We start from the raw sequence: 12480 nt of genomic DNA, 5'->3' as shown, positions 1-12480 counted from the left end.
GGATAGTCGCCCAACGCTTCTATCAGCATGCGAACGGCGCGTTCTTTAATCTCAGGAGTGTAGGTTTGTTTTTTCATTGTCGTATTCTCTCAGAATGTTGAGTCTCCGACAATCCCGGGGCGGTTCACTAGTGATATCTGTGAGGGCTCTTTGCCATCGTTCATATAGGCTTTGAATATCTCGCTCAGCTCACTATCATCGAGTGCTTCTAATTCATCAAGTGCGCTTTTACGTAGGGTACTCACATCAGACTGTTCTGCTGTTTTTGTATCTTTTTTAGCTGCTCTCGATGCTGGTTTTTTGGCCGCTTTTGCCACAGCCTTTTTGGTGACGGCTGCCTTTGGTGCTTCATCCACACCTAACTGCTGACGCACCTCTGCAATATCAACCTCGACTTGTACGATATGCGAGCCACCATCGTTTAGGTCTGAAAATACGTTTGGGATAAACAAACCACCGTCTTTGATGATTGCGGTATATTGCACATGACCTCCGTCGTTTTAATTCTGTCTGTATGTTTTCATTATAACAGTAGCCAATCCCGCCTACCGCTTGTATCTGCCTAGCCGCTGGCGTGCAGTCTATCGTGTCTGACCGCATTCCTGTTGTCTCGATACTACGTTCAGCCACAGCCTGCATCGCCATCGTCGTCAGCAGGATACCGCTATAGTCGGGGCTAAACGACCATGTTAGGGTAAAGCTTATTTTTCTATCAATTTCAACGAGTATTACGGTTCTTGGTCAATTTCTTCGCCGATTATATTAAGATAGGCTTGCAAATCAATAGCTGGAATAGTACCAATAGTTTGTTGAAGATAACGTGTCAATTGCATAAAAAAAGTAATTAAAGAGTTTTCAGGTCGACTAAAACGCAGTTCGTTAAACTCTCTGTTTTCATAATATCCATTTATCCGCTTAATGAAATCAAGTTCTTCAATATTTTCTTCACCATTATAATCAACAAAGAAGCTACCATAATCAACAACGCAACCTAAATCGATACCTTGAAGATTTTCTAAACTTTTAATATGCCTCTCGATTGTCTTATTATTACTGTTATCGTAGGTATTAGTAGTAGCTAGAATACCACCTAGGATTTTAGTTAGTGGTCTACGTGCAACAGGGGTTCCTGAGTTAATCATTGAGGTAGAAGTGCGTGTCAAGCGTCTAACACTTTCTATCTTCTCGCCTGCATAAGTTATATAGTTTCCCGAACCTTTAACACTTCCTTTAATGTCTGGTTTTACTTCAAAAACTGCATAAACACCTTCGGCAGGAACATAATGGAAACCATTTTGTGTAAAAATAAATGGAGTAAAATAATTATCATAAATAACTACATCGATTTGATGACTTGTGTTTCCTAGATAGTCAATGATAATTGCTTTATCTACGCTATAACGGTTAGGCAGGTAACTTCTTAACCACTCAATCCATGCATTCTCTAAAGAGTCACCTTTTGAACCAGGATGATGTATGAAAGCTCTATTAGTACTTAGTTGAGCAGACATTTGCTGTTGCATGCTTGCAAACAACTCTGGTAGTGCAATCTTATTCATATAGCTCTAACCTATTGTTATTAAGAACAAAGAAATTAAAATCTTTTAGGCTATCGTTAGTAATACTCAAAATGAGTAAAATGGGATTGGAAATACTAACACCTTGATCCTTCTTAATGTTTATCATTGCGCTTAAATCTGTTGAGCTATACCATGCTTCGCCATCTGGATGAGTATGCCACTCGCCAATATAGTAGAGTCTTTTGTCTATAAATAATTTTTTAAACTCGGATTTCAGATAGTTAGACTCTCTAGTAAACTCAATTCGACTACTCTTAAAAACCTCTGCTGTGATTGATTGTTCAATATACAAGGTTTTAAAATCATCAGAATATTTGCCAATTAAAAAGCCACCATACTCTTTAGGGTAGTGTCCACAGCTTGACTGATAAATACTTTTTAACAAGCTATCTTCGACTACTAATTTTAAATTCTTGTAGTGTTTGGTAATAGTCAAAACTTACTCACTTTCAAATACTCATAATTATTATCTTGATTAATTACAAAGCTATTCAGCTTTTTGTTACTAACCATGATATTGATATGTTTTAGAGCAAATTGTACAAGGGTAGAGATATCATTATAAGAAGCTTTAAAAGTTGGACTCCAACAACCTATAGGATTGTATAAATCTTTAACGTCATTTTTTAAAATATTATCAAACTGATGTCTAACGAATTTATAAGTATTTGGTGATACGCCACAAACTAGTGATTCAGCATGATTAGTGATAGACAAATTAATAATATCAGCTGTGACATTGAGATTGTCCAAAATATACATCAAGTCATCGTCAGTGGAACAATCAAAAATGTAATCATAATTTGAGAATATAGTTTCAATGCCAGCTGCCAGCTCTCTAGCGTACGCTTCAATCTTGATATATTGAGTTAAAGAGCCTTGAATGATATCTACATCAATAAAAGGTGATATGTTATAAAGTAAAGTACGTAGCTCGTCTACTTTATTAGCATAAGCATATATAAACTCATATTCTGAACGACAAATATTCTCAGGTTTTTTGATATCATAATCAGCTAATGAGATGTTTCGGCAGCCACACCTTGTTAGAGTTTTAGCAACATTGCTTCCTACCGCACCTACACCAATAATTAATATTTTTGAATTAGTTAACCTCTCATTAAATGAGCCACGACCAAAAAAATATGAATAAGATGAGTTATTGGTCATTGCCCATGTAATACTCTTGTTTCTTAGTTTATAAATATATTTACCATTTATATCAGTTAACCCTTCAAAGATGTTTTCATTAACATTAATTAAAGCTACTTGCCAATGTATAGTTCTATCTTTTGTATGAAAACCTATAAATAAGGGCAGTGGTAACTTACTATTGTGTGTACTTCTTATACCAATCATATATCTAGAAAGGTATTGTAAGAATTCTTGATCAATTAAATCTTCAAAGTTGTTCCAATCATCAAAAGAAAACCGTTCATTGATAGCTGGAGCATTCTTTATGAAAACATATAATCCTTGCTCGCTTTGACTAGAGTCAATGTAGTAAGAGTTCCAGTCACAATTTTTAATTGCAAAGCTTGAAGAGTCAGTAAAACTTTGAACTAAATAATTATTTATGCGACTTTGACAGTATGGAGAGTCAATTAATAGTTTGAGAGAAACTGTCCCAAATTCTCCCTTCTTGAAACTTTCTTTTACATCAGTAAACTGATAAGAGTAATGGCTACCTTCGAAAGTACCGTTATTGACGATTAAATGCTCATAATGACTATCTTTTTCTTCTTTAACTATGTATTTAGTAACCCAGCTTTTAATTGCATCAAAATCCTGTATTAACTTCTGTCTGAAATCAATACAATGTTGGTTATGAAAGCATACTGAGCCATCATTCATTACATGACTGTATTCAATCAGATCAATATTTCTAAAGCTTATAGTCTCAGAACCACTAAATTTAAATGGATATTGAGAATTGATCGTCACTTCAAAAGTTATTTCTTCATTAAGGCCATCAAAGTAAAAAGCTATATTGAAACTTACAAGATTTTTATCGAAGTTAAAATCTCGTAAGTTAGATACGTAGCTTATGCTACTAATAGTATCTAGTAGCTCTTCTCTAGAGAATCTCATATCTAACCAAAACGCTGTGTAGATGAAGGAGTAGAAACTGGAGTAGCTCCAGCAACACCATAGCTCAAACCATTATTACTAGCTTCTTCAGAAAATTCTTTATTTTTCTCAAAATAGTATTCAATTTGTTTTTCGTTGTTCTCAATATTGGTTAGCATCAATTCAAAATCACTTTTTAGTGAGCTTTTTTGGTATGGTTCTAATGTACTCATTAAATCATTGTTGCTGTTACCCGGGTCAGGCAGTTTAAATGTAGAACTTTCAATATTATCTACAATATATTGGAGAACGGTCTTAAATTGTTCCCATAAATTACCTGTAGGTAAGGTACTGTTATAAGCTTTGATAACTAAAAGTTCAAAGAAAAATGACTTATACTTTTTAGATTTTTGAAATTTCCAGATCTTTAGCAATCTAATAATTTTTCGTTCATTGTCCTTACCACTTATATGATTAATCTGACTTTGAATATTAGTTTTTAAATACCCAGTCTCTGATGGATCTAAGGAGTTGATATGAAGGTTTAGGTTTCTTGTTTCGGTATAGCCATCTACTCGTGTTTCTCGAGCAGGTACAATATCTATATCAATACCATCTTCTTCAAAGGCTAGTCCAATAGAAACACCTTGCTTTCGAACAGTAGTTCTATCATTAAATTTATCATTTAACTTGTCATAAATATCACTGAACATATCTTCTAATGTACTGAAGCTTTTATATTTAAAAGGTACAACTGCATCTAAGTCAAACTTTGTATTAACAGCAGTATGTTTACTATAAGATCCTGAATCAAAAGGACTATAAATTCTGCTACCGTATTCGGCATTTAAGAAATCTTTAATTTCATTACGTCTATCTCTATATTTATCAAAGATATCTTTTATGTGCTTCATCTTATGTGTTTCAAGTACTTCTTGTAGGTGGTTACTTTTATAGTCAGCCATTATCTTAGTCCTTTAAATAGTGTTTACAAATCCATCTCAATACATTAATACTGGATAGCGGGATTTAACTAAGAAGCCAAACCCGCCATCCATCAGACTCTAAATCTTACATGCACCGCCAGCACAATCATCTTCCATATCCGCTTGCGCATCGTTCGCACCATCACGAGTGTTATGGTAGTACAACGTCTTCACACCCATCTTATAAGCGTTTAGCAAGTCTTTTAGCAATATCTTCATCGGTACACGGCCACCAGCATAACGAACGGGATCGTAGTTGGTATTGGCAGAGATACTTTGATCGACGAACTTCTGCATGATAGCGACCAGCTTTAGGTAACCGTCATTGTTTGGCATTTGCCATAGTAGCTCGTACTGATCTTTTAGCTTATCAATCTCAGGCACGACTTGCTTTAAGATGCCATCTTTTGACGCTTTGATAGAGACCAGACCGCGTGGTGGCTCGATACCGTTGGTCGCGTTGGCGATCTGACTTGAGGTCTCAGACGGCATTAAGGCGGTTAGGGTAGAGTTGCGTAGACCGTGCTCTGTGATCTCGCCACGTAGCGTTTCCCAATCGAGATGTAGCGGCTCTTGGCAGATTTTGTCCAAGTCGGCTTTATACGTATCAATCGGCAAGATACCTTGTGAATATGTGGTCTCATTGAACGCAGGACACGCGCCTTGCTCTTTTGCCAATTTGTTTGACGCTTTCAAGAGATAAAATTGCAATGCTTCAAACGTCTGATGAGTCAGACCAAGCGCGCTGTCGTCAGAGTAGCGTGCGCCATTCTTAGCCAAGTAATACGCATAGTTAATCACGCCCACACCGAGCGTGCGACGACGCATGCTGCCGTTTTGAGCCGCTTTTACTGGATAGTCTTGATAATCGAGCAGGGCATCAAGCGCACGCACGATTAGTTCCGCTGGCTCTTCGATATCGCTGACGTTATCGACTTTACCCAAGTTGACCGCTGATAGCGTACAAAGGGCGATTTCGCCTTCTTCGTCATTGATGTTATCAAGTGGCTTAGTCGGTAGCGCGATTTCCATACATAGGTTTGACTGGCGAATCGGCGCAACCGTCGCGTCAAATGGGCTATGCGTGTTGCAATGATCGACGTTTTGGATATAGATACGACCCGTACTGGCGCGCTCTTGCATCATTAGACTGAACAAATCAGCTGCTGGGATTTGACGGCTACGAATAGCAGGATCATTTTCATACTTGGTGTATAGCTCTTCGAACTTGTCTTGATCTTCAAAGAATGCATCATAGAGGCCTGGGGTATCGCCTGGTGAGAATAGCGAGATGTCTTGGCCTTTGATTAGGCGCGTGTACATGGTTTTGTTTAACTGGACGCCGTAGTCCATATGACGGACACGGTTGTCTTCGACGCCGCGGTTGTTTTTCAGTACCAGTAATGACTCAACTTCTAAATGCCATAGTGGGTAAAACAGGGTCGCTGCACCGCCACGGACGCCGCCTTGTGAGCAGCATTTAACTGCCGTTTGGAACAATTTGTAGAACGGGATACAACCAGTATGCTGTGCTTCGCCGCCACGGATAGGGCTACCAAGGGCACGGATGCGACCTGCGTTGATGCCGATACCAGCACGCTGTGACACATAGCGTACGATGGCGCTGGTGGTCGCGTTGATTGAGTCTAGGCTATCACCACATTCGATCAATACGCACGAGCTAAACTGGCGCGATGGCGTACGCACACCTGACATAATAGGCGTCGGTAGTGAGATTTTGAATTCTGAAGTCGCATCATAGAAGCGTTTGACGAAATCAAGACGATCTGACTTGTCGTATTGGCTAAACAGACACATACCGACGAGCATGTACAAGAACTGCGGGCTTTCATAGACAGTCTTGCTCACGCGATCTTGTACCAAGTATTTACCAGCCATTTGCTCAACAGCGGCATAAGCAAGGTTCATATCGCGCCAGTGATCGAGATACTCTTCTAACTCATCAAATTCAGCACGGCTATAGTCCGCTAGGATATGCTGATCGTATTTGCCAGCATCAGTCAAAGTTTTGACATGGTCATATAGGTGCGGCGGGGTGAATTTGTTATAAGCAATCTTACGCAGATGGAAAATAGCCAAACGCGCTGCTAGATATTGATAATCAGGCGTGGTTTCAGAGATTAGGTCGGCGGCAGACTTGATGATGGTTTCGTGAATGTCACGAGTTTTGATACCTTCATAAAACTGGATGTGCGATTTTAGCTCAACTTGCGATACTGACACATTTTCTAAACCATCAGCCGCCCACGCGATCACCTTGTGAATTTTGTCTAAATCAATAGGCTCTAAACGTCCATCACGCTTGGTTACTTGGATTTTATCAATATGTGTCATGCTGGCCTCTATTTTGATTGCTTATTGTGATGTCGCGCGCCAAAGCAGCGGCAGACATTCTTTATAACGCTATTATGCTGGGTTGTGGTAGCTGTTTTTTTGGCAAAAAGCTACCACTACTCATAGTGATGGTTAAAATCACTGAGTACTACATATAGCGTTTTTGTTAATTGGTAGGCACAATATAGCGGGAAAATTTTGAAAATACTATATTGATTTTAGAATAAAACTATGTTGCTACAAGGTTGTAGGCAGTCCAAATTTTGGCAAAGGACGATGGGATAAGGGTTAGACGCAAATGCGGTCAATAATAAAATTTTTGTAAAAATATCGTGAGATTTGCTTTTCATTCTCTCGGTTATTGTCGACTGATAATGGGAGTCATGGCGGCAATAATGCGGGCGCAGATTGTACATCAAACCACAAAAAATCGCCACCCATATCTTATTACTAGCGAGTGACGATTTGGACTAAAAAGGCGTTAAAGTTTTTATGCCACTTATAAAACAATACGAACCGTTTTTGCATTATCGAGCGAGGCATAAAGCGCATTTACTTGCTCAGCAGCGGTGAGGTATAAATTAACCCGTGCTGAGTGAAAACGACCTGTTTTAGACGGTTTAACTTCGATAGAGGCCAAATCAAAATCAGGGAACTGGCTACCCAAAATTAGCTTCACTTCATTAAGCAAACTCTCACGCTCGCCTTCATGACCGATGATGCTCAGTGGGTAGTTCATCGGGAACTCCCAAAGCTCTGGGTTTTGAATATCGGTCTTTTTGCCTACCAATGCGCCTTTATTTGGCGTCAGGTCAGTGACTTTCACTGATGGCTGATTGCTGGTTGAGTTATTTGCGCTGTTGTCGTTGTTGTCTTTTGAATCATCACTCATGATATGAGCCTCGCTTATATAGATAATATTTTTGAATAAATCAGCTGGTTAGAGTAGAGATTTTACCTACAGTACCTTTGTCTGCTATTTATAGTGGCGTGCGGTGGATTATTCAAGTTACGTTTGCCGCTCGTTTATTGTATGGCGCTTAGATGACGGCAATATTTACGGCAAATAACCATCAATAGGCATAATATCAGTCGGCAAATTGGTTTCTCCCAGCGCTTCTCGCAGATTGATCTCGATAGTGCGTGATAAGGCAGTCAAAGGTAATTGGTTAGCCGCCAAGCCAAAAGGCTCTTCTAACTCTTCACTAAGCGCATCCAAACCAAAAAAGGTATAAGCAATCACCGCACAAATCAACGGGGTCGCCCAACCAAGTGAAGCTACTAGACCAAAGGGCAACATAATGCAGTATAGATAGGTGGTGCGATGTACCAGTAGCATATAAGCAAAGGGCAGTGGAGTGTTATGAATACGTTCGCACGCTGCCAGTACAATTGTCATAGAGGTCAGGCGTTCATCCATATTTTGTATGACTTGTTCCGATACCAGTCCTTGACGCCGAATATCGCCAAGCTGTTTACCCATGAGGCGCATTATATAATCAGGTACGTTTTTCGCTTGGCGCATACGGTCATGGTGTATCGCTGCAACAAGAGGCTCGATATCCGCCCAAGGTGGCGTACCACGCAATCGGTGGCGCACAGCATGGGCAAAAGCAATGGTCAGATATACCATGGTACGCTGAGTCTCACGACCATGCTCGTTGTCATCATCTATAAAGGATAGGACTTGGCGCGTTAAGCTGCGAGCATCATATACCAACTGGCCCCATAGCATCCGTGCTTCCCACCAACGCTGATAGCTGGCATTATTTCGAAATCCCAAAAACAGCGATAGAGCAATCCCTAATAAGGTAAAAGTGGCGATACCATAATAAGGAAAAGAGTCAGGAATCCAGTGTTGAATAATGGTAATGGCTGTACTAAGGATGGTAACTAATAGCAGCTGCGGATATATTTTTGGAATGATTGAACCGCGAAGGGCGAAAAATATCTTAAACGGGTGGGGTGTTTGCCGGACAATCATGTCAGCTTCCTAGCGATGGGATATATGGAGACACTATTCAATGTCTCGTGTAATTCTAATACAGAATCAAGATCTGTAAAGCCCAAAAGACTATAAATTTATTCAAACTAAGAAATAGGGTGGTCACTTAAGCTCGGTAATTGGGATAGCTAAAGGAGTTGAATGCTCGGCAAAAAGGGAGATGTTTTTATTAATCTACTTTATGTATGTTAAAATGACGCCAAATATCACTTCTTAACTCTATAAAAGCTGTCACCACAGAGATGAATACGCCACCCTAGTTGTACCCCTCCTCAGTAATGATTGCTTCCTATAGCAATTACTCTCATAAAGCGTCTGACGCTTTTTCTTGTGCGCATGCACTGCTTTAACGTTTGTATCACTATTCGATATATCTAATGGATCGTAAAGATTACCCCACTAAAAGTACGTTATGACGATCACTCGCTAACTATGAACGTTCACATTTTTATATTTGTCATTTGATAGGCAATGGGCAAAGTATCTAGATAAAGATGTACCTAGATCGAGATGCGTCAAACTTTTCATGTGAGCTGATTTTTAACTACTTTTTAGATACTTTCCAAATAGATACTTTCCAAATAGATACTTTCCAAATAGATACTTTCCAAATAGATACTTTCCAAATAGATACTTTCCAAATAGATGCTTTCCAAATAGATGTTTTCTAAATAGATGTTTTCTAAATAGATGTTTTCTAAATAGATGTTTTCTAAATAGATGTTTTCTAAATAGATGTTTTCTAAATAGTGATTAGATACTTCGTTTATTGACAGACTAAAGCAGTTCTCCAAAACTGAGTTAAATATGTTAAATACAATTAAAGAGCATTGGCTATCCAATGCGCGCGGCGATGTCTTGGCTGGCATGGTCGTCGCTTTGGCGCTTATCCCTGAAGCGATTGCGTTTTCTATCATTGCCGGTGTCGATCCCCAAGTAGGGCTTTATGCCTCGTTTTGTATCGCGGTAGTGATTTCGTTTGTTGGCGGTCGTCCAGCGATGATTTCGGCGGCGACTGGTGCGATGGCGTTACTAATGGTGACACTGGTCAAAGATTATGGCTTGCAGTATTTGTTAGCAGCCAGTGTGCTGACAGGTGTTATACAGATTATCTTTGGCTTCTTAAAGCTAGGAAATCTGATGAAGTATGTGTCGCAATCCGTAGTGCTCGGCTTTATCAATGCCTTGGCTATTTTGATTTTTATGTCACAGGTTCCTGAGCTGATGCCGCAGGCAGGTTCAAACCTAGTACACGTATACGGTCTTGTGGCCCTAGGTCTAGTCATTATCTATGGCTATCCATATATTCCAAAGATTGGTAAAGTGATTCCATCGCCATTGGTTAGTATTGTACTAGTTACGGCTATAGCTATCTTATTAGGTACAGAGGCGCGAACCATCAATGATATGGGGCAGCTGCCTGACACTCTGCCGATGTTTTTGATACCTGATATCCCGTTGAACTTAGATACGTTGATCGTTATTTTTCCGTATTCTATCAGTTTGGCGATAGTTGGCTTACTTGAGTCTATGATGACCATGACTATCGTAGATGATTTGACTGATACCAAAGGTGACCGTACGCAAGAGTGCAAAGGTCAAGGTATTGCCAATGTGGTTAGTAGCTTTTTTGGCGGGATGGCAGGCTGTGCGATGATTGGGCAGTCGATCATCAACGTCAAATCAGGCGGCTATACACGTCTTTCTACTTTAGTGGCAGGCGTATTTTTATTATTGATGGTAGTGTTCTTAAGCGATTGGCTAAAGATTATTCCAATGGCCGCATTGGTCGCTGTGATGATTATGGTGTCTATCGGTACTTTTAACTGGGGTTCCTTTAAAGAGCTAAAAACCAAGCCGCTGCAAAGTAATGTGGTCATGATTACGACCGTTGCTGTGGTGGTCGCAACGCATAACTTGGCCTATGGCGTATTGATTGGCGTGCTGCTGTCAGCATTGTTCTTTGCCAATAAGATTGAGCGCTGTATGAGTGTGCATAGTCACATGAATGAAGCAGCGCAAACGCGTTATTATCGAGTGGACGGACAAGTATTTTTCTCATCAGCAGAGCGTATGATTGACTCCTTTGATATTAAAGAATCTGTCTCTAACGTGGTCATTGACGTGTCGCGCGCGCATTTTTGGGACGTGACAGCAGTCGCCGCCATAGATAAAGTGATTATTAAATTTCGCCGTGAAGGCACTGAGGTAGAGCTCATCGGTTTGAACGAGGCGAGCCAGGCGATGATAGACAATTTCGGTGTGCATGATAAGCCAGATGCTGAGCAAAGCTTAGGCGCGCATTAAATTAGCTATGTATCAATAGTGTCATATTGATAAATACAAAAAGGCTGAGTATATCTCGGCTTTTTTTATGCAGATTAAAACCTGATTAGAAGACTATATTCTTTTATGGATAAAGTTTTTACAAGCTAATAGGATGGCAGAAGAGAAGGAATAGCTAGAAGGGAAGAAGTACTGGTTTGGATGATGCGGTATGAAGATAGTTAATCGTTATATTGAAATATCTAGATGTTTTTTAACAAAGAAAAATAGCTCTAAAGATTATGAGAAATTTTTAAAGCTTCAACAGCTCTTTTTCAACTTCATTGAGAAATGCTTCGATGTTAGCTTCATGACGCTGATACAACGTCCATTGCCCATGGCGTTCGGACGTAACCAATCCTGCTTTTTTTAACACACCCATATAGTTTGAAATGGTTGATTGCGACAATCCAGCTTTTTCTTGGATGTAACTGACGCATACACCATCCAGATTAGCATGCTCTGGTAATGACGCTGGAAAGTTTGATCTGTCTTTCAACCACTTTATGATTTGGCGACGCATGGGGTTGTTAAGTGCAGATATTATGTTTTCTGTATTCATAAAATGTGTGATATCGATACCTAGTTAATAATCAACAACTGTCAGAGTGGAACATTAGGTTTTTAGTTTACTCATTATAAGTATAAACACTAAAGCGGTGTAGATTCTATTTACCGCCAATGTGCCAACCATATACAAATAAACGGCTACTAGTAGGATACTGCTTATAACTAGCGTTTATATTCTGACTATACGTTTCTATAACAGTAGAGTATACAGCCAAAACTAGCTTAATTATGACAGTTGTACTGTCTAGTCATCGGAATATTGTCGAATAGTAACAATATATTATGGGCAAGAAAAGTCTGTTTCAAACCGTATTTAACACTAACGTTGTTACGACTGACTTATTAAATACACGTTAGTTCTTTGCCAAACCAGCAGTAAAATAGTATTAGAAAGCTTCTGACATGACAAGGGCGTGTTGAAAATTCAACACGCCCTTGATGCTTTATGTTCTTAAATTTTATTAGGGCGTGTTGAACATTCATAATTTGAGCCAGATATAAGCACAAGCAAGAGCGACCGTATTTTCATAACTCTGCTTGAGCTTATCAAATCTAGTGGCAACCGCCCTATACTGTTTTAGCTTAGCGA

10 protein-coding genes and 1 pseudogene are annotated in these 12480 nt (G+C 39.5%); 1 reads left to right on the top strand and 10 read right to left on the bottom strand.

Going from position 1 to position 12480, the window contains the following annotated elements:
• Nucleotides 1–89 precede the first annotated feature (89 nt).
• The 8 genes from JMX07_RS12990 to JMX07_RS12955 form a co-directional block, all read right to left on the bottom strand.
• Nucleotides 90–485, bottom strand: a complete 396-nt coding sequence (locus JMX07_RS12990; RefSeq protein WP_201608357.1) for a hypothetical protein — start codon at nucleotides 483–485, stop codon at nucleotides 90–92.
• A gap of 243 nt (nucleotides 486–728) precedes the next feature.
• On the bottom strand, nucleotides 729–1559 hold the full coding sequence (locus JMX07_RS12985) for a DUF6602 domain-containing protein (RefSeq protein WP_201608356.1): 831 nt from the start codon (nucleotides 1557–1559) through the stop codon (nucleotides 729–731).
• Nucleotides 1552–2016 (bottom strand): Mov34/MPN/PAD-1 family protein, encoded by a 465-nt coding sequence (locus JMX07_RS12980; RefSeq protein ID WP_227684849.1) that lies wholly within the window; start codon nucleotides 2014–2016, stop codon nucleotides 1552–1554. The genes JMX07_RS12985 and JMX07_RS12980 overlap by 8 nt, the downstream gene beginning before the upstream one ends.
• On the bottom strand, nucleotides 2013–3671 hold the full coding sequence (locus tag JMX07_RS12975; RefSeq protein ID WP_201608354.1) for a ThiF family adenylyltransferase: 1659 nt from the start codon (nucleotides 3669–3671) through the stop codon (nucleotides 2013–2015). The genes JMX07_RS12980 and JMX07_RS12975 overlap by 4 nt, the downstream gene beginning before the upstream one ends.
• Nucleotides 3672–3673: 2 nt before the next feature.
• Entirely contained in the window at nucleotides 3674–4615 is a 942-nt protein-coding gene (locus tag JMX07_RS12970; RefSeq protein WP_201608352.1) for a nucleotidyltransferase, read from the bottom strand.
• A 99-nt stretch (nucleotides 4616–4714) separates the two neighbouring features.
• Nucleotides 4715–6991: a class 1a ribonucleoside-diphosphate reductase subunit alpha gene (gene nrdA / locus JMX07_RS12965; RefSeq protein WP_201608350.1), complete on the bottom strand. Its 2277-nt coding sequence runs from the start codon at nucleotides 6989–6991 to the stop codon at nucleotides 4715–4717.
• Nucleotides 6992–7490: 499 nt separating this feature from the next.
• Nucleotides 7491–7817: a DUF493 domain-containing protein gene (locus JMX07_RS12960; RefSeq protein WP_320158009.1), complete on the bottom strand. Its 327-nt coding sequence runs from the start codon at nucleotides 7815–7817 to the stop codon at nucleotides 7491–7493.
• 231 nt (nucleotides 7818–8048) lie between these two features.
• A complete protein-coding gene (locus JMX07_RS12955; protein ID WP_201608346.1) occupies nucleotides 8049–8975 on the bottom strand; it encodes a bestrophin family protein in 927 nt (308 codons plus the stop codon).
• A gap of 828 nt (nucleotides 8976–9803) precedes the next feature.
• On the opposite strand from JMX07_RS12955, the gene JMX07_RS12950 reads away from it, so the two are divergent.
• Nucleotides 9804–11303 carry a SulP family inorganic anion transporter gene (locus JMX07_RS12950; protein ID WP_201608344.1) on the top strand — a complete coding sequence of 500 codons (1500 nt, stop codon included), beginning with the start codon at nucleotides 9804–9806 and terminating at the stop codon, nucleotides 11301–11303.
• Nucleotides 11304–11574: 271 nt separating this feature from the next.
• On the opposite strand, the gene JMX07_RS12945 is transcribed toward JMX07_RS12950, so the two are convergent.
• Both JMX07_RS12945 and JMX07_RS12940 read right to left on the bottom strand, forming a co-directional pair.
• Nucleotides 11575–11883, bottom strand: a complete 309-nt coding sequence (locus JMX07_RS12945) for an ArsR/SmtB family transcription factor (protein ID WP_160022967.1) — start codon at nucleotides 11881–11883, stop codon at nucleotides 11575–11577.
• A 487-nt stretch (nucleotides 11884–12370) separates the two neighbouring features.
• Nucleotides 12371–12480, bottom strand: a pseudogene (locus JMX07_RS12940) (IS5/IS1182 family transposase); the annotation flags it as partial.

This window comes from Psychrobacter immobilis, from assembly GCF_904846235.1.
Classification (GTDB): Bacteria; Pseudomonadota; Gammaproteobacteria; order Pseudomonadales; family Moraxellaceae; genus Psychrobacter; species Psychrobacter immobilis_C.
The sequence above is the reverse complement of the archived record's forward strand: the minus strand, read 5'-3'. Positions and strand labels throughout refer to the sequence as shown.